The organism is Geodermatophilus sp. SYSU D00705, assembly GCF_054050135.1.
The window spans coordinates 60,678-75,961 of sequence record NZ_JBJGYT010000008.1 but is presented as its reverse complement, the minus strand read 5'-3'; the positions used below and the strand labels follow the sequence as shown (position 1 = coordinate 75,961).

The 15,284-nt window shown below is 69.2% G+C and carries 24 protein-coding genes; all 24 read right to left on the bottom strand.

Annotated features, from left to right (window positions below; genetic code table 11):
* Positions 1-8: 8 nt before the first annotated feature.
* The 24 genes from secY to fusA all read right to left on the bottom strand — a co-directional run bounded on the left by secY (position 9) and on the right by fusA (position 15,223).
* Positions 9-1,319: a preprotein translocase subunit SecY gene (gene secY / locus ACI78Q_RS08775; protein ID WP_456922943.1), complete on the bottom strand. Its 1,311-nt coding sequence runs from the start codon at positions 1,317-1,319 to the stop codon at positions 9-11.
* Positions 1,320-1,506: 187 nt separating this feature from the next.
* Complete coding sequence (rplO, locus tag ACI78Q_RS08770) at positions 1,507-1,950, bottom strand: 50S ribosomal protein L15 (protein ID WP_456922942.1); 444 nt, start codon at positions 1,948-1,950, stop codon at positions 1,507-1,509.
* Positions 1,951-1,974: 24 nt separating this feature from the next.
* A complete protein-coding gene (gene rpmD / locus ACI78Q_RS08765; RefSeq protein ID WP_456922941.1) occupies positions 1,975-2,157 on the bottom strand; it encodes a 50S ribosomal protein L30 in 183 nt (60 codons plus the stop codon).
* Between the two features lies 1 nt (position 2,158).
* Complete coding sequence (gene rpsE / locus ACI78Q_RS08760; protein ID WP_072919083.1) at positions 2,159-2,773, bottom strand: 30S ribosomal protein S5; 615 nt, start codon at positions 2,771-2,773, stop codon at positions 2,159-2,161.
* A 40-nt stretch (positions 2,774-2,813) separates the two neighbouring features.
* A complete protein-coding gene (rplR, locus tag ACI78Q_RS08755) occupies positions 2,814-3,224 on the bottom strand; it encodes a 50S ribosomal protein L18 (protein ID WP_456847915.1) in 411 nt (136 codons plus the stop codon).
* Positions 3,224-3,763 (bottom strand): 50S ribosomal protein L6, encoded by a 540-nt coding sequence (gene rplF / locus ACI78Q_RS08750; protein WP_456922940.1) that lies wholly within the window; start codon positions 3,761-3,763, stop codon positions 3,224-3,226. Before rplF ends, rplR begins: the two co-directional genes overlap by 1 nt.
* Before the next feature lie 12 nt (positions 3,764-3,775).
* The gene (rpsH, locus tag ACI78Q_RS08745; RefSeq protein WP_448617472.1) at positions 3,776-4,180 is read right to left on the bottom strand and encodes a 30S ribosomal protein S8; all 405 of its coding nucleotides are present in this window, start codon (positions 4,178-4,180) and stop codon (positions 3,776-3,778) included.
* A gap of 154 nt (positions 4,181-4,334) precedes the next feature.
* Positions 4,335-4,520 carry a type Z 30S ribosomal protein S14 gene (locus tag ACI78Q_RS08740; RefSeq protein WP_012950469.1) on the bottom strand — a complete coding sequence of 62 codons (186 nt, stop codon included), beginning with the start codon at positions 4,518-4,520 and terminating at the stop codon, positions 4,335-4,337.
* Positions 4,521-4,542: 22 nt separating this feature from the next.
* Entirely contained in the window at positions 4,543-5,127 is a 585-nt protein-coding gene (gene rplE / locus ACI78Q_RS08735; protein WP_456922939.1) for a 50S ribosomal protein L5, read from the bottom strand.
* A gap of 4 nt (positions 5,128-5,131) precedes the next feature.
* Positions 5,132-5,467, bottom strand: coding sequence for a 50S ribosomal protein L24 (rplX, locus tag ACI78Q_RS08730; RefSeq protein ID WP_456922938.1), 336 nt, complete (start codon positions 5,465-5,467; stop codon positions 5,132-5,134).
* Positions 5,468-5,469: 2 nt separating this feature from the next.
* A complete protein-coding gene (gene rplN, locus ACI78Q_RS08725) occupies positions 5,470-5,838 on the bottom strand; it encodes a 50S ribosomal protein L14 (RefSeq protein ID WP_097205697.1) in 369 nt (122 codons plus the stop codon).
* A 225-nt stretch (positions 5,839-6,063) separates the two neighbouring features.
* A complete protein-coding gene (gene rpsQ, locus ACI78Q_RS08720; protein ID WP_456922937.1) occupies positions 6,064-6,378 on the bottom strand; it encodes a 30S ribosomal protein S17 in 315 nt (104 codons plus the stop codon).
* Positions 6,375-6,608, bottom strand: a complete 234-nt coding sequence (rpmC, locus tag ACI78Q_RS08715) for a 50S ribosomal protein L29 (RefSeq protein ID WP_014377985.1) — start codon at positions 6,606-6,608, stop codon at positions 6,375-6,377. Before rpmC ends, rpsQ begins: the two co-directional genes overlap by 4 nt.
* On the bottom strand, positions 6,608-7,024 hold the full coding sequence (gene rplP / locus ACI78Q_RS08710) for a 50S ribosomal protein L16 (protein ID WP_012950475.1): 417 nt from the start codon (positions 7,022-7,024) through the stop codon (positions 6,608-6,610). Before rplP ends, rpmC begins: the two co-directional genes overlap by 1 nt.
* 3 nt (positions 7,025-7,027) lie before the next feature.
* Positions 7,028-7,945 carry a 30S ribosomal protein S3 gene (rpsC, locus tag ACI78Q_RS08705; RefSeq protein ID WP_456922936.1) on the bottom strand — a complete coding sequence of 306 codons (918 nt, stop codon included), beginning with the start codon at positions 7,943-7,945 and terminating at the stop codon, positions 7,028-7,030.
* Positions 7,945-8,412, bottom strand: a complete 468-nt coding sequence (gene rplV / locus ACI78Q_RS08700) for a 50S ribosomal protein L22 (protein WP_456922935.1) — start codon at positions 8,410-8,412, stop codon at positions 7,945-7,947. Before rplV ends, rpsC begins: the two co-directional genes overlap by 1 nt.
* A 20-nt stretch (positions 8,413-8,432) precedes the next feature.
* Complete coding sequence (gene rpsS, locus ACI78Q_RS08695) at positions 8,433-8,714, bottom strand: 30S ribosomal protein S19 (RefSeq protein WP_456922934.1); 282 nt, start codon at positions 8,712-8,714, stop codon at positions 8,433-8,435.
* A gap of 23 nt (positions 8,715-8,737) precedes the next feature.
* On the bottom strand, positions 8,738-9,571 hold the full coding sequence (rplB, locus tag ACI78Q_RS08690) for a 50S ribosomal protein L2 (RefSeq protein ID WP_091213410.1): 834 nt from the start codon (positions 9,569-9,571) through the stop codon (positions 8,738-8,740).
* A 43-nt stretch (positions 9,572-9,614) separates the two neighbouring features.
* Positions 9,615-9,917, bottom strand: coding sequence for a 50S ribosomal protein L23 (gene rplW, locus ACI78Q_RS08685; protein WP_456922933.1), 303 nt, complete (start codon positions 9,915-9,917; stop codon positions 9,615-9,617).
* Positions 9,914-10,705, bottom strand: a complete 792-nt coding sequence (gene rplD, locus ACI78Q_RS08680; protein WP_456922932.1) for a 50S ribosomal protein L4 — start codon at positions 10,703-10,705, stop codon at positions 9,914-9,916. The genes rplW and rplD overlap by 4 nt, the downstream gene beginning before the upstream one ends.
* A complete protein-coding gene (rplC, locus tag ACI78Q_RS08675; protein ID WP_456922931.1) occupies positions 10,702-11,367 on the bottom strand; it encodes a 50S ribosomal protein L3 in 666 nt (221 codons plus the stop codon). The genes rplD and rplC overlap by 4 nt, the downstream gene beginning before the upstream one ends.
* Positions 11,368-11,382: 15 nt before the next feature.
* Positions 11,383-11,688, bottom strand: a complete 306-nt coding sequence (rpsJ, locus tag ACI78Q_RS08670; protein WP_012950483.1) for a 30S ribosomal protein S10 — start codon at positions 11,686-11,688, stop codon at positions 11,383-11,385.
* A 152-nt stretch (positions 11,689-11,840) separates the two neighbouring features.
* Positions 11,841-13,034, bottom strand: coding sequence for an elongation factor Tu (gene tuf, locus ACI78Q_RS08665; protein WP_456922930.1), 1,194 nt, complete (start codon positions 13,032-13,034; stop codon positions 11,841-11,843).
* An 89-nt stretch (positions 13,035-13,123) separates the two neighbouring features.
* On the bottom strand, positions 13,124-15,223 hold the full coding sequence (fusA, locus tag ACI78Q_RS08660; RefSeq protein ID WP_456922929.1) for an elongation factor G: 2,100 nt from the start codon (positions 15,221-15,223) through the stop codon (positions 13,124-13,126).
* Positions 15,224-15,284 lie beyond the last annotated feature (61 nt).

The window sequence follows — 15,284 nt, the reverse complement described above, 5'->3', positions numbered from 1 at the left end:
GACGCGCACTACTTCAGGAACCCTTCGTAGTTGCGCTGGTTGAGTTGCGTCTCGATCTGCTTCACCGTCTCCAACCCCACTCCCACCATGATCAGCACCGCGGTCCCGCCGAACGGGAAGTTCTGGTTCTGCCCCTCCTGCGTCAGCGAGAGGAACAGGTTGGGCAACACCGCCACCAGGCCCAGGTAGATCGACCCGGGCAGGGTGATCCGGGACAGCACGTACTGCAGGTACTCCGCGGTCGGCCGGCCCGGACGGATGCCGGGGATGAAGCCGCCGTAGCGCTTCATGTCCTCGGCCCGCTCCTCCGGGTTGAACGTGATCGACACGTAGAAGTACGTGAAGAACACGATGAGGCCGAAGTAGACGGCGATGTGGACGGGGCTGCTCTGGTCGATGACGTAGTTCTCGAAGAACCGCCGCACCGGACCGGTCTCGTCGCCCTGCAGCTGGGTGATCAGCTGGGGCAGGTAGAGCAGCGACGACGCGAAGATGACGGGGATGACGCCGGCCTGGTTCACCTTCAGCGGCAGGTAGGTCGACGTCCCGCCGTACATGCGGCGACCGACCATGCGCTTGGCGTACTGGACCGGGATCCGGCGCTGTGCCTGCTCGACGTAGACAACCGACGTGATGATCACGACGGCCAGCAGGCAGACCAGCGCGAAGACGAAGCCGCCGCGGGTCTGCAGGATCGCGCCGCCCTCGGCCGGGATGCGGGCCGCGATCGAGGTGAAGATCAGCACGGACATGCCGTTGCCGATCCCCTTCTCTGTCAGCAGCTCGCCGAGCCACATGATGACGGCGGTACCGGCGGTCATCGAGATGACCAGCACGACCGTCGTCCAGATGGAGTCCGACGGGATGATGTTCTGCGAGCAGTTGGGGAACAGCTGACCGCTGCGGCCCAGGGCGATGACGCCGGTGCTCTGCAGGATCGCCAGGGCGATGGTGAGGTAGCGGGTGTACTGGGTCAGCTTGGCCTGACCCGACTGCCCTTCCTTCTTCAGCTGCTCGAAGCGCGGGATGACCACGACCAGCAGCTGGACGATGATGCTCGCCGTGATGTACGGCATGATCCCGAGCGCGAAGATCGACAGCCTCAGCAGCGCGCCGCCGGAGAAGAGGTTGACCAGCGAGTAGAGGTCCCGCTGGTCGGAGGCCTGCGCCTGCTCGAGGCAGCTGTTGATCGCCGCCACGGAGACCCCTGGCCCCGGCACCTGGGCGCCCAGCCGGTAGACGGCGATGATCGCCAGGGAGAACAGCAGCTTGCGCCGGAGGTCTGGCGTCCGGAACGCCGCGGCGAACGCCTGCAGCACGTGCCCTCCCCTACTCGGTCGGATGAGGTTAGCAACGAGTGGAACGGGACCGGCCGAGGACCCGTCCCTGCGGGGCGCCGTGCGCCGTCCCGCCCTGTCGTGGCCCGGCGCTGCGGCGCCGCGGCCGGGCAGCAGACGACCCCCGGGGGCGTCTCGCGGAGAGACGCACCCCGGGGGTCATCGGCCGTCAGATGCGGGTGGTGCTGCCCCCGGCCGCGCTGATCTTCTCGGCGGCGGACGACGAGAACGCGTGCGCGTGCACGTGCACCTCGACGCCACCCAGGTCGCCGGTGCCCAGCACCTTCACCGGCTGGCCACGGCGCACGGCGCCGGCCTCGGCGAGGGTGTCGGGGTTGACCGAGCCGCCCTGGGGGAACAGCGCCGCGATCCGGTCGAGGTTGACGACCTGGAACACGACCTTGTTCGGGTTCTTGAAGCCCGAGAGCTTGGGCAGCCGCATGTGCAGCGGGGTCTGCCCACCCTCGAACCGCGCGGAGGTGTTGCCCCGCGCGCCGGTGCCCTTCGTGCCGCGACCGGCGGTCTTGCCCTTGGAGCCCTCACCGCGACCCACGCGGGTCTTGGCGGTGTGGGCGCCCGGGGCCGGACGCAGGTGGTGGACCTTGAGAGTCATGAGATGTCCCTACTCAGCCGCGGTTCAGCTGATCTCTTCGACGGTGACCAGGTGCGGCACCGTCGCGACCATCCCGCGGATCTCGGGACGGTCCTCCTGCACGACCGAGTCGTGGATCTTCTTCAGACCCAGCGAACGCAGCGTCTGACGCTGGTTCGGCTTGGTCCCGATCGCGGACCGGATCTGGGTGACCTTCAGCTGCGCCATGTCAGACCCCCTGGCCCGCACGGGCACGCAGCATGGCCGCGGGAGCGACGTCCTCCAGGGGCAGACCGCGGCGGGCCGCGATCTCCTCGGGACGGACGAGGTCCTTCAGCGCCTGCATCGTGGCGTGCACGATGTTGATCGGGTTGGAGGACCCGAGGCTCTTGGACAGCACGTCGTGGATGCCGGCGCACTCGAGGACGGCGCGCACCGGACCACCGGCGATGACACCGGTACCCGGGCTGGCCGGCTTCAGCAGCACGACACCGGCAGCCGCCTCACCCTGCACGGGGTGCGGGATGGTGCTGGCGATGCGCGGCACCTTGTAGAAGTGCTTCTTGGCCTCCTCGACGCCCTTGGCGATCGCCGCGGGCACCTCCTTGGCCTTGCCGTAGCCGACGCCCACGGTGCCATCGCCGTCGCCCACGATCACCAGGGCGGTGAAGCTGAAGCGCCGACCGCCCTTGACGACCTTGGACACGCGGTTGATGGCCACCACGCGCTCGATGAAGTTGCTCTTCTCGGCAGGCGCGCCGCCGGGCCCCCGCCCGCCGTCACGACGGTCGCGGCGGTCGTTACCGCCGCCGGCGCCGCCGCCGCGTCGCTGTGGTCCTGGCATCAGACGTCCCTCTCGATCTGCTCGTTCGCGGTGTAGCTCATCAGAAGTCCAGACCGCCCTCGCGGGCGCCGTCCGCCAGCGCCGCGATGCGGCCGTGGTAGCGGTTGCCGCCGCGGTCGAAGACGACCGCTGCGATGCCGGCGGCCTTGGCGCGCTCGGCGACCAGGGCCCCCACCTGACGGGCCAGCGAGGACTTGTCGCCCTCGGCGCCGCGCAGGCTCGGGTCCAGGGTCGAGGCGCTGACCAGGGTACGGCCGACGGTGTCGTCGACCACCTGGACGTGGATGTGCCGCGAGCTGCGGTGGACCACCAGGCGCGGGCGCTCCGGCGTGCCCGAGACCCGCTTGCGCAGCCGGTTGTGCCGGCGCAGGCGGGAGACCCGCCGTGCGGTGCTGATGTCGGTGCCGACGGGCTTGTGCACCCGAGCGGCAGCCTTCTCGGTCTGTGCCATCACTTACCCGTCTTCCCGACCTTGCGCTTGACGACCTCGCCTTGGTAGCGCACGCCCTTGCCCTTGTACGGGTCGGGGCGGCGCAGCTTGCGGATGTTGGCCGCGACCTGGCCCACCTGCTGCTTGTCGATGCCGGCGACCCGGATGCGGGTCGGCGACTCGACGGTGAAGGTGATGCCCTCCGGGGCCTTGACCGGCACCGGGTGGCTGTAGCCGAGGGCGAACTCGAGGTCCGAGCCCTTGGCCGCGACGCGGTAGCCGACGCCGACGATCTCGAGGGTCTTGGTGTACCCCTCGGTGACGCCGGTGATCATGTTGGCGATCAGGGTGCGCGACAGCCCGTGCAGGGCCCGGCTCTCCCGCTCGTCGTTGGGGCGCTGCACGCTGAGCGTGCCGTCCTCGCCGCGCTCGACGGTGATCGGCGCCGCGACGGTGTGGGTCAGCGAGCCCTTGGGGCCCTTCACGCTGACCGTCTGACCGTCGACGGAGACGTCCACGCCACCGGGCACGGGAATCGGGAGTCGTCCGATCCGTGACATCTTCTCGCTCCCTTACCAGACGTAGGCGAGGACTTCCCCGCCCACGCCCTTCTTGTTCGCCTGCCGGTCGGTGAGCAGCCCGGTCGAGGTGGAGATGATGGCCACCCCGAGGCCGCCGAGCACCTTGGGCAGCGCGTTGGACTTGGCGTACACCCGCAGACCGGGCTTGGAGACGCGCCGGACGCCGGCGATGCTCCGCTCACGGTTGGGGCCGTACTTGAGGTCGACGACCAGCTCCTTGCGGGTGGTGCCGTCCTTCTCGACCTCGTTGACGGTCCAGCCGGCGATGTAGCCCTCCTGCTGGAGGATCTCGGCGATGTGCGTCTTCAGCTTCGACGACGGCATGGTCGTGGAGTCGTGGTACGCCTGGTTGGCGTTCCGGATCCGCGTGAGCATGTCCGCGATCGGGTCGGTCATCGTCATGGGGTGTGGTGCCTCTCTCGCCGCGGTTCCTCACGCGCTCGCGCGTGGGCCTCTCGGCGATCGGTGGTGCTCTGTTGGTGAGGTGCTGGAACGGCCCCGCTGCCGGGTCCCGCGCCGAGCTTGCGAGGCGTGGGGGCAGCGGGGGCCTTCACCAGCTGGACTTGCTGACGCCCGGGAGCTCGCCGGCGTGGGCCATCTCCCGGAGGCAGATCCGGCACAGGCCGAACTTGCGGAACACCGAGTGCGGGCGACCGCACCGCTGGCACCGGGTGTACCCGCGGACCGCGAACTTGGGCTTGCGGGCCGCCTTGTTGATCAGCGCCTTCTTGGCCATCTGAGTGTCTCCTCGCCCCGGCTCAGCGGGTGGTGGTCACGACGGGCTGGCCGGCGAACGGGAAGCCCAGCAGGCGGAGGAGCTCGCGACCCTCCTCGTCGTTCGTGGCGGTGGTGACCAGCGTGATGTCCATGCCGCGCGGACGGTCGATCTTGTCGACGTCGATCTCGCGGAACATCGACTGCTCGGTCAGGCCGAACGTGTAGTTGCCGTGACCGTCGAACTGCTTGGCGTTGAGCCCGCGGAAGTCACGGATGCGGGGCAGGGCCAGCGACAGCAGCCGGTCCAGGAACTCCCACATGCGGTCGCCACGGAGGGTGACCTTGGCGCCGATCGGCATGCCCTCGCGGAGCTTGAACTGCGCGATGGACTTGCGGGCGCGGACGACGGCCGGCTTCTGACCGGTGATGGCGGTGAGGTCGCGGACCGCGCCGTCCATCAGCTTCGCGTCACGGGTCGCCTCGCCGACGCCCATGTTGACCACGATCTTCGTCAGCCGCGGGATCTGCATGACGTTGTCGAAGTTGAACTGCGACTGCAGCGCCGGGGCGATCTGCTCGCGGTAGTGGGCGAGCATGCGGGGCAGCTCACGGGTGGGTGCACTCATGGGGTCAGAGGTCCTTACCGGTGCGCCGCGAGACCCGGATGCTGCGGCCTTCCTCGTCCTTGCGGTAACCGACCCGGGTCGGCTTCTCCTCGGAGTCGAGCACCATCACGTTGCTCACGTGGATGCGAGCCTCCTGCGTGACGATCCCGCCCGACTGGGCGCCGCGCTGGTTGGAGCTGATCCGGGTGTGCTTCTTGACCCGGCCCACGCCCTCCACGAGGACCTTCTGGTCCTTCGGGTAGGCGGCGATGACCCGGCCCTTCGCGCCCTTGTCCTTGCCGGACAGCACGACGACGGTGTCGCCCTTCTTGACCTTCATCGACGGCGTCTTGTCCGCCATGATCACAGCACCTCCGGAGCGAGCGAGATGATCCGCATGAAGCGCTTGTCGCGGAGCTCACGGCCCACCGGGCCGAAGATGCGCGTACCGCGCGGGTCGCCGCTGTCGCGGATGATGACCGCAGCGTTCTCGTCGAAGCGGATGTAGGAGCCGTCCGGACGACGACGCTCCTTCACGGTGCGGACGACGACGGCCTTGACCACGTCACCCCGCTTCACGCCGGCGCCGGGCAGGGCGTCCTTGACGGTGGCGACGATGATGTCGCCGATGCCCGCGTAGCGTCGCCCGGATCCGCCGAGCACACGGATGCAGAGGATCTCCTTTGCACCGGTGTTGTCGGCGACCCGCAGTCGCGACTCCTGCTGGATCACGTCCTACTCCCAAATCTCAGTGGTGACAGCCGGGCCGGAACGGTGAACCGGCTGTCCGGCACCCACGTGCGGACGCACCGGCAGCGTTTCTGCCGCCGGTGCGTCCGAGCACGAGTACCGGGATGGGCGCGCACCCGTGGGGCGCGCCAGTCGTCCAGAGTACCTGCTCCTGGACCGGCCCCGGAGGGCCGCCTGGCACACGGAGGCCGGCAGGCCCCCGCGGTCTTACTTGGCCTTCTCGAGGACCTCGACCAGCCGCCACCGCTTGGTGGCCGACGTCGGCCGGGTCTCCATGATCTGCACGCGGTCACCGATGCCGGCGACCTGCTGCTCGTCGTGCGCCTTCAGCTTGCTGGTGCGACGGATGACCTTGCCGTAGAGGCCGTGCTTCACGCGGTCCTCGACCTCGACGACGATCGTCTTGTCCATCTTGTCGCTGACCACGAGGCCCTCGCGGACCTTGCGGTAGCCACGTCCGGCCAGGCCGGGCCCGGACGCGGCGGCGGTGTTGTCGGTCGTGGCCGACTGGGGCTCGCTCATGCCACACCCTCACTCGGGGCGACCGAGAGGCCCAGCTCGCGCTCGCGCATGATCGTGTAGATCCGGGCGATGTCGCGGCGGACGGTCTGCAGCCGCCGGTTGTTGTCCAGCTGGCCGGTGGCCACCTGGAACCGCAGGTTGAACAGTTCTTCCTTCGACTCGCGCAGCCGCGAGGCGAGCTCGTCCGCAGACAGCTCGCGCAGCTCGGGAGCGGTCAGACCGGCGGCCATCACACCTCTCCTTCACGAGTGATGAAGCGGCACTTCATCGGCAGCTTGTGGATCGCGCGGCGCATGGCCTCGCGGGCCACGGGCTCGGCGACGCCGGACAGCTCGAACATGATCCGGCCCGGCTTCACGTTGGCGACCCACCACTCGGGCGAGCCCTTACCGGAACCCATGCGGGTCTCGGCCGGCTTCTTGGTGAGGGGACGGTCCGGGTAGATCGAGATCCAGACCTTCCCGCCACGACGGATGTGCCGGGTCATGGCGATACGAGCGGACTCGATCTGCCGGTTGGTCACGTACGCCGGCTCGAGGGCCTGGATGGCGTACTCACCGAAGTTGATCTCGGTGCCGCCCTTGGCACGACCCGAACGGCTCGGGTGGTGCTGCTTGCGGTGCTTGACGCGCCGTGGGATCAGCACGTGTCAGCCCTCCGTGGGGTTCTGCGCGGCCGTGGTCTCGGCCGCAGCGGTGGCCTCGGGACCAGCGGCCTCGGCGAGGGTCTGCTCGGGAGCCACCTCGCCGGAGGTCGCGGCCACCGCGCTGTCGGTGGTGTCGACGGCCGGGCCGGTCGGGGACTCGGCCGCGGCGCGGCCAGCCTCGGTGCCACCGGCGGTGGTGCCGGAGGACCCGGAACGGCGCTGCGGACGCTGGGCCCGCTCGCGACGCTGCTGACGGGCGGCCAGGGCCTCGAGAGCCTCGCGCTCGGCCCGGGAGCCGCTCACGTCGCCCTTGTAGATCCAGACCTTCACGCCGATGCGGCCGAAGGTGGTGCGGGCCTCGTAGATGCCGTAGTCGATGTTCGCGCGCAGGGTGTGCAGCGGCACGCGCCCCTCGCGGTAGAACTCCGACCGGCTCATCTCGGTGCCGCCCAGGCGCCCGGAGCACTGCACCCGGATGCCCTTCACCTGCGGGCTGCGCTGCGCCGACTGCATGGCCTTGCGCATGGCGCGACGGAAGCTCACGCGGCTGGAGAGCTGCTCGGCGACGCCCTGGGCGACCAGCTGCGCGTCGGACTCGGGGTTCTTGACCTCGAGGATGTTCAGCTGCACCTGCTTGCCGGTGAGCTTCTCCAGCTCGCCGCGGATGCGGTCGGCCTCCGCGCCGCGACGGCCGATGACGATGCCCGGCCGGGCGGTGTGGATGTCGACGCGGACGCGGTCGCGGGTGCGCTCGATCTCGACCTTGGAGATCCCGGCCCGCTCCATCCCCTTGCTCATGAGCTTGCGGATGGCCACGTCTTCCTTGACGTAGTCCTTGTAGAGCTTGTCGGCGTACCACCGGGACTTGTAGTCGGTGGTGATGCCGAGCCGGAACCCGTGCGGGTTGACCTTCTGACCCACTAGCGGGTCCCTCCCCTCGTGTTGCTCTTCTGCTGCTGGGTGGCCGGGCCGGACTGGCCGGTACGGCGGCGCGCGGTGCGGGACTTGCCGGCGAGCTCCTCGCTGGCGCTCACCTCCGCGACCTCGACGGTGATGTGGCAGGTCCGCTTGTTGATGCGGAACGCGCGGCCCTGCGCACGCGGACGGATCCGCTTGAGCGTCGGGCCCTCGTCCACGTACGCGGCGCTCACGACCAGGGCGGCCGGGTCCAGCCGCAGGTTGTGCTCGGCGTTCGCGACGGCGCTGGCCACCACCTTGAGCACCGGCTCACTGGCGGCCTGCGGGGCGAACCGCAGCAGCGCCAGCGCCTCGTCGGTCGGCAGGTAGCGGATGAGGTCCACCACCCGGCGTGCCTTCATGGGGGTGACGCGGACGAACCGGGCCGTGGCCCGGGCGACCGGCGTCTCCTGTCCCACCTGGGAAGTCATTGGAATCTCTCTCTACCTGGTCAGCCGCGCCGGGACCGGCGGTCGTCCTTGACGTGCCCACGGAACGTGCGCGTGGGAGCGAACTCGCCGAGCTTGTGCCCGACCATCGCCTCGGTCACGAAGACCGGGACGTGCTTGCGGCCGTCGTGCACCGCGATCGTGTGCCCGAGCATGTCGGGGATGATCGTCGAGCGCCGCGACCAGGTGCGGATGACGTTCTTGGTGCCCTTGTCGTTCTGCGAGTCCACCTTCTTGAGCAGGTGGTCGTCGACGAACGGGCCCTTCTTCAGGCTGCGTGGCATGTCTGTCGGACTCCTCTACCCGCTCAGCGCTTCTTGTTGGTGCGCCGGCGGCGCACGATCAGGGCGTCACTGGCCTTGCGCTTGCGCGTCCGGCCCTCCGGCTTGCCCTTCGGGTTCACCGGGTGGCGACCACCGGAGGTCTTGCCCTCACCACCGCCGTGCGGGTGGTCCACCGGGTTCATGGCGACACCGCGGACGGTCGGGCGCTTGCCCTTCCACCGCATGCGGCCGGCCTTGCCCCAGTTGATGTTCGACTGCTCGGCGTTGCCCACCTCGCCGACGGTCGCGCGGCAGCGCACGTCGACGTTGCGGATCTCGCCCGACGGCATGCGCAGCTGCGCCAGACGACCCTCACGGGCCACCAGCTGGACGCTGGTGCCGGCCGAGCGGGCGATCTTCGCGCCGCCACCGGGACGGAGCTCGATGGCGTGAACCACGGTGCCGACCGGGATGTTCCGCAGCGGCAGGTTGTTGCCCGGCTTGATGTCCGCCGAGGGGCCGCACTCGACAGTGTCGCCCTGCTTCAGGCGCGCCGGCGCGATGATGTAGCGCTTCTCGCCGTCGGCGAAGTGCAGCAGCGCGATGCGCGAGGTGCGGTTGGGGTCGTACTCGATGTGCGCGACCTTGGCCGGCACGCCGTCCTTGTCGGCCCGGCGGAAGTCGATCACCCGGTAGGCGCGCTTGTGCCCGCCGCCCTGGTGCCGCGCGGTGACCTTCCCGTGGACGTTGCGCCCGCCACGACCGTGCAGCGGTCGGACCAGCGACTTCTCGGGATGGTCGCGGGTGACCTCGGCGAAGTCGGCGACGCTGGAGCCGCGGCGGCCCGGCGTCGTCGGCTTGTACTTGCGGATAGCCATTGCTGACTCAGTCCTCTATCTCTGGTCCGAACGGTCGCGGCGCTCAGGCGCCGGGACCACCGAAGATCTCGATGCGGTCGCCGGGGGCGAGGGACACGATGGCGCGCTTGGTGTCCTTGCGCTTGCCCATCTGGTTGCCCTTGCTCCGCTTGCGCTTGCCCTGGCGGTTGATCGTGTTCACGCCGAGGACCTTCACGTTGAAGATCTGCTCGACCGCGATCTTGATCTGCGTCTTGTTCGCCTCGGGCAGGACGATGAAGGTGTACTGGTTCTCGTCCAGCAGCCCGTAGCTCTTCTCCGAGATGACCGGGGACAGCAGGACGTCCCGGGGGTCGCGGACGCTCACGCCTTCTCCTCGGTGGTGTCGGTGGTGCTGGCGGTCTCGACGGTGCCCTCACCCTCGGCGGGGGCGATCGACGGGACGCCGCCGGGCGTCTCGTGGGTCGAGAGGTCGGGCAGCTCGACGTCGCGGCGCTTGCCGGACACCGGGCCGGCGACGAACTCGGCCAGCGCGGTCTCGGTGAAGACGACCTCGTCGGAGACCAGCACGTCGTAGGTGTTGAGCTGGCCGGCCTCGAGCAGGTGCACCTGAGGCACGTTGCGCAGGCTGACCCAGTTGAGGACGTCGTCGCGGTCGAGGACCACGAGCACGCGCTTGGCGGTGGTGATCGCCTCGAGCGTGGCCAGGGCGGCCTTGGTCTTGGGGGCGTCCCCGTCGACGAAGGTGCTCACCACGTGGACGCGGTTCTCACGGGCCCGGTCGGAGAGGGCACCGCGCAGGGCGGCGGCCTTCATCTTCTTGGGCGTCCGCTGGGAGTAGTCGCGCGGCTGCGGCCCGTGGACGGTGCCACCGCCCTCGAACTGCGGGGCGCGGGTGGAGCCCTGGCGGGCTCGGCCGGTGCCCTTCTGGCGGTAGGGCTTGGCGCCACCACCGCTGACCTGGCCGCGGGTCTTGGTCGCGTGCGTGCCCTGGCGCGCGGCGGCCAGCTGGGCCACCACGACCTGGTGCATGAGCGAGACGTTGGCCGACGCGTCGAAGAGCTCACCGGGCAGCGTCACGCTGCCGGCGGTCTCCCCCGCCGGGGTCCGGACGTCGACCTCACGGTCGGTCCGGGTCTGGGTGGACTGGGTCACTGGTTGTCACTCCCCACGGGGCCGCCCTTGACCGCCGAGCGGACGAGCACGAGGCCGCCCTTCGGGCCAGGGATCGCGCCCTTGATCAGCAGCAGCCCACGCTCGGCGTCCACCTTGTGCACGTTGAGCGAGAGGGTCGTCGTCTTGACCGCGCCCATGCGGCCGGCCATGCGCAGGCCCTTGAAGACGCGGCCGGGGGTCGAGGCCCCGCCGATGGAACCGGGCGACCGGTGCTTGCGCTGGGTGCCGTGCGCCGCGCCAAGGCCCTTGAAGCCGTGACGCTTCATGACGCCGGCGGTGCCCTTGCCCTTGCTGGTGCCGATGACGTCGACCTTCGCGACGCCCTCGAGGACCTCGGCGGTCAGCTCCTGGCCGACCGTGTAGTTCGAGGCGTCCGCGGTGCGCAGTTCCACCAGGTGCCGGCGCGGCGTGACGCCCGCCTTGGCGAAGTGCCCGCCCTCGGGCCTGTTCACCTTGCGCGGGTCGATCTCACCGAACCCGAGCTGGACGGCCGAGTAGCCGTCGACCTCGGGGGTGCGCACCTGGGTCACCACACACGGGCCCGCCTTGACGACGGTCACCGGCACGATGCGGTTGTTCTCGTCGAAGACCTGGGTCATGCCCAGCTTCTCGCCGAGGAGACCACGGAATGTGCTCGCCATGTCTGCTGACTGCCCTTACTGGATGTTGACGTCGACCGAGGCCGGCAGGTCGATGCGCATGAGCGCGTCGACCGTCTTGGGCGTCGGGTCGAGGATGTCGATGAGCCGCTTGTGCGTACGCATCTCGAAGTGCTCCCGCGAGTCCTTGTACTTGTGCGGGGACCGGATGACGCAGTACACGTTCTTCTCCGTCGGCAGCGGCACCGGGCCGACGACGCGCGCACCGGTCTTGGTCACCGTCTCGACGATGCGCCGCGCCGAGGCGTCGATCGCCTCGTGGTCGTAGGCCTTCAGCCGGATGCGGATCTTCTGTCCCGCCATCGCTGTCTTCTGCTCCTGCCGATCGGTGTCTGTTCGTAGCTGGGGAACGCCGGGTGGTCCTGACCTCATCCGGTCTGGCCCCAGCGGGATGGGTGGCGTCGGCCACCCGAGGACGGGCGGCGGCCGCGATCGGCCGCCGCCCGTCGAGGGTCTTACTTGAGGATCTTGGTGACGCGACCAGCGCCGACCGTCCGGCCACCCTCACGGATGGCGAACTTCAGGCCCTCCTCCATGGCGATCGGCTGGATCAGCTCGACCGTCATGTCGGTGTTGTCGCCCGGCATGACCATCTCGGTGCCGGCAGGCAGGGTCACCACACCCGTCACGTCCGTCGTCCGGAAGTAGAACTGGGGACGGTAGTTGTTGAAGAACGGGGTGTGACGACCACCCTCGTCCTTCGACAGGATGAAGACCGAGGCCTCGAAGTTGGTGTGCGGGGTGATCGAACCCGGCTTCACCACGACCTGGCCGCGCTCGACGTCCTCGCGCTTGATGCCGCGCAGGAGCAGACCGACGTTGTCGCCGGCCTGGCCCTGGTCGAGCAGCTTGCGGAACATCTCGACGCCGGTGACGGTGGTCTTGGTCGACGAGGAACGGATGCCGACGATCTCGACCTCCTCGTTCACCTTGACGATGCCGCGCTCCACGCGACCGGTGACGACGGTGCCGCGACCGGTGATGGTGAAGACGTCCTCGACGGGCATGAGGAAGGGCTTGTCGATCTCACGCTGCGGCTCGGGGATCGCGGCGTCGACCGCGTCCATGAGCTCCATGAGCTTGTTGCCCCACTCGGCGTCGCCCTCGAGGGCCTTGAGCGCGGAGACGCGGACCACGGGGACGTCGTCGCCCGGGAACTCGTACTCGCTGAGCAGCTCGCGGACCTCGAGCTCGACGAGCTCCAGGATCTCCTCGTCATCGACCATGTCGGCCTTGTTGAGGGCCACGACGATGTAGGGGACGCCGACCTGGCGGGCCAGGAGGACGTGCTCCTTGGTCTGCGGCATCGGGCCGTCGGTCGCCGCGACCACCAGGATGGCGCCGTCCATCTGCGCCGCACCGGTGATCATGTTCTTGATGTAGTCGGCGTGACCGGGGCAGTCGACGTGCGCGTAGTGCCGGTTCTCGGTCTGGTACTCGACGTGCGCGATCGAGATCGTGATGCCGCGGGCCTTCTCCTCGGGCGCCTTGTCGATCTGGTCGAAGGCGGACGCCTCGTTGAGGTCCGGGTACTTGTCGTGCAGCACCTTGGTGATCGCCGCGGTCAGCGTCGTCTTGCCGTGGTCGATGTGCCCGATGGTGCCGATGTTGACGTGCGGCTTGGTCCGCTCGAACTTGGCCTTGGCCACTGGGTTCCTCTCCTCGTGGTGTCGCAGTCGTGCGCGAACTCTGGGGTGGGCTTGCTGGGGGGCCGGACGGGACTACCCCGCCCGGCAGATCACTCGCCGGTCGCCTTGGCGATGATCTCCTTGGCGACGTTCTGCGGGACCTCGGCGTACGAGTCGAACACCATGGTGTAGCTCGCCCGCCCCTGGGTGCGGCTGCGCAGGTCGCCCACGTAGCCGAACATCTCCGAGAGCGGGACCAGGGCCCGGACGACGCGGGCGCCGGAGCGCTCCTCCATCGCCTGGATGGTCCCGCGCCGGGAGTTCAGGTCGCCGATGACGTCGCCCATGTAGTCCTCGGGGGTGACGACCTCGACGGCCATGAGCGGCTCGAGCAGGGCCGGGCTGGCCTTGCGTGCGGCCTCCTTGAAGACCATCGAGCCGGCGATCTTGAAGGCCATCTCCGAGGAGTCGACCTCGTGGTACTGGCCGTCGACCAGGGTGGCCTTGACGCCGACCAGCGGGTAGCCGGCGAGCACGCCGTACTGCATGGCGTCCTGGATGCCCTGGTCCACCGACGGGATGTACTCCCGCGGGATGCGCCCACCGGTGACGGCGTTCTCGAACTCGTAGGTCGGACCGTCGCCGCTGACCTCGAGCGGCGCCAGGGTGACCTGGACCTTCGCGAACTGGCCGGAGCCACCGGTCTGCTTCTTGTGCGTGTAGTCGTACTTCTCGACCGTCTTGCGGATGGTCTCGCGGTAGGCCACCTGCGGCTTGCCGACGTTGGCCTCGACCTTGAACTCGCGCCGCATGCGGTCGACGAGGATCTCCAGGTGGAGCTCGCCCATGCCGGAGATGACCGTCTGGCCGGTCTCCTCGTCGAGCCGGACCTGGAAGGTCGGGTCCTCCTCGGCCAGCTTCTGGATGGCGGTGCCGAGCTTCTCCTGGTCGCTCTTGGTCTTCGGCTCGATCGCGACCGAGATGACCGGCGCCGGGAAGGTCATCGACTCCAGGATCACCGGCTTCTGCGGGTCGCTGAGCGTGTCACCCGTGGTGGTCTGCTTCAGGCCGACGACGGCGACGATCTGGCCGGCGCCCACGCCCTCGCGCTCCTCGCGCTTGTTGGCGTGCATCTGGTAGATCTTGCCGATCCGCTCCTTGCGGTCCTTGGTGCTGTTGAGCACCGGGGACCCGGAGGAGACCTTGCCGGAGTAGACCCGGATGTAGGTCAGCTTGCCGAGGTGCTGGTCGGTCTGGATCTTGAACGCCAGCGCCGAGAACGGCTCGTCCTCGTCGGCGTGCCGGATGACCTCGGTCTCGCCGTCGAGCGCGGTGCCGACGATCGCCTCGATGTCCAGCGGGCTGGGCAGGTAGTCGGTGACCGCGTCGAGCAGGGGCTGGACGCCCTTGTTCTTGAAGGCGGTGCCGGTGAGGACGGGGTTCACCTGCGCGGCGATGGTCGCCTTGCGGATGGCCGCCTTCAGCCGCTCGACGGAGATCTCCTCGCCGCCGAGGTAGGCCTCCATGAGCTCGTCGTCGGTCTCGGCGATGGTCTCGAGGAGCTTCTCGCGGTACTCGGCCGCCTGGTCGGCGAGCTCGGCCGGGATCTCCTCGACCGCGTAGTCCTCACCCATCTGCGTCTCGCCACGCCAGGTGAGCGCACGCATCTGGACCAGGTCGACGACGCCGATGAAGTCGGCCTCGGCACCGATCGGCAGCTGCAGCACCGCCGGGTTGGCGCCGAGCCGCTCGACCATCATGTCGACGCAGCGGAAGAAGTCCGCACCGGTGCGGTCGAGCTTGTTGACGAAGCACATGCGCGGGACGCCGTACTTCTCGGCCTGCCGCCACACCTGCTCGGTCTGCGGCTCCACGCCGGCGACACCGTCGTAGACGGCGACGGCACCGTCGAGCACCCGCAGCGACCGCTCCACCTCGACGGTGAAGTCGACGTGCCCGGGGGTGTCGATGATGTTGATGTCGTAGCCGTTCCAGGAGCACTTCGTCGCGGCGGACGTGATGGTGATGCCGCGCTCCTGCTCCTGCTCCATCCAGTCCATCGTGGCCGCGCCGTCGTGGACCTCACCGATCTTGTAGTTGATACCGGTGTAGAAGAGGATGCGCTCGGTCGTCGTGGTCTTGCCGGCGTCGATGTGCGCCATGATCCCGATGTTGCGGGTCTTGGCGAGCTGGGCCTGGGTGTCGGCCATCTGTCTCGTCTCCTCTTTGGTTCGGGTCCGCGTGCGGTGTCCAGGGGGTGGCCCGGACTAC

Coding starts and splice junctions, on each gene's coding strand:
- rplO (WP_456922942.1), bottom strand. CDS start 1,950: ATGACTCTCAAGGTCCACCACCTGCGTCCGGCCCCGGGCGCCCACACC.
- rpmD (WP_456922941.1), bottom strand. CDS start 2,157: ATGGCGCAGCTGAAGGTCACCCAGATCCGGTCCGCGATCGGGACCAAG.
- rpsE (WP_072919083.1), bottom strand. CDS start 2,773: ATGCCAGGACCACAGCGACGCGGCGGCGGCGCCGGCGGCGGTAACGAC.
- rplR (WP_456847915.1), bottom strand. CDS start 3,224: ATGGCACAGACCGAGAAGGCTGCCGCTCGGGTGCACAAGCCCGTCGGC.
- rplF (WP_456922940.1), bottom strand. CDS start 3,763: ATGTCACGGATCGGACGACTCCCGATTCCCGTGCCCGGTGGCGTGGAC.
- rpsH (WP_448617472.1), bottom strand. CDS start 4,180: ATGACCGACCCGATCGCGGACATGCTCACGCGGATCCGGAACGCCAAC.
- ACI78Q_RS08740 (WP_012950469.1), bottom strand. CDS start 4,520: ATGGCCAAGAAGGCGCTGATCAACAAGGCGGCCCGCAAGCCCAAGTTC.
- rplE (WP_456922939.1), bottom strand. CDS start 5,127: ATGAGTGCACCCACCCGTGAGCTGCCCCGCATGCTCGCCCACTACCGC.
- rplX (WP_456922938.1), bottom strand. CDS start 5,467: ATGGCGGACAAGACGCCGTCGATGAAGGTCAAGAAGGGCGACACCGTC.
- rpsQ (WP_456922937.1), bottom strand. CDS start 6,378: ATGAGCGAGCCCCAGTCGGCCACGACCGACAACACCGCCGCCGCGTCC.
- rpmC (WP_014377985.1), bottom strand. CDS start 6,608: ATGGCCGCCGGTCTGACCGCTCCCGAGCTGCGCGAGCTGTCTGCGGAC.
- rplV (WP_456922935.1), bottom strand. CDS start 8,412: ATGACTTCCCAGGTGGGACAGGAGACGCCGGTCGCCCGGGCCACGGCC.
- rpsS (WP_456922934.1), bottom strand. CDS start 8,714: ATGCCACGCAGCCTGAAGAAGGGCCCGTTCGTCGACGACCACCTGCTC.
- rplB (WP_091213410.1), bottom strand. CDS start 9,571: ATGGCTATCCGCAAGTACAAGCCGACGACGCCGGGCCGCCGCGGCTCC.
- rplC (WP_456922931.1), bottom strand. CDS start 11,367: ATGGCGAGCACATTCCGTGGTCTCCTCGGCGAGAAGCTGGGCATGACC.
- rpsJ (WP_012950483.1), bottom strand. CDS start 11,688: ATGGCGGGACAGAAGATCCGCATCCGGCTGAAGGCCTACGACCACGAG.
- fusA (WP_456922929.1), bottom strand. CDS start 15,223: ATGGCCGACACCCAGGCCCAGCTCGCCAAGACCCGCAACATCGGGATC.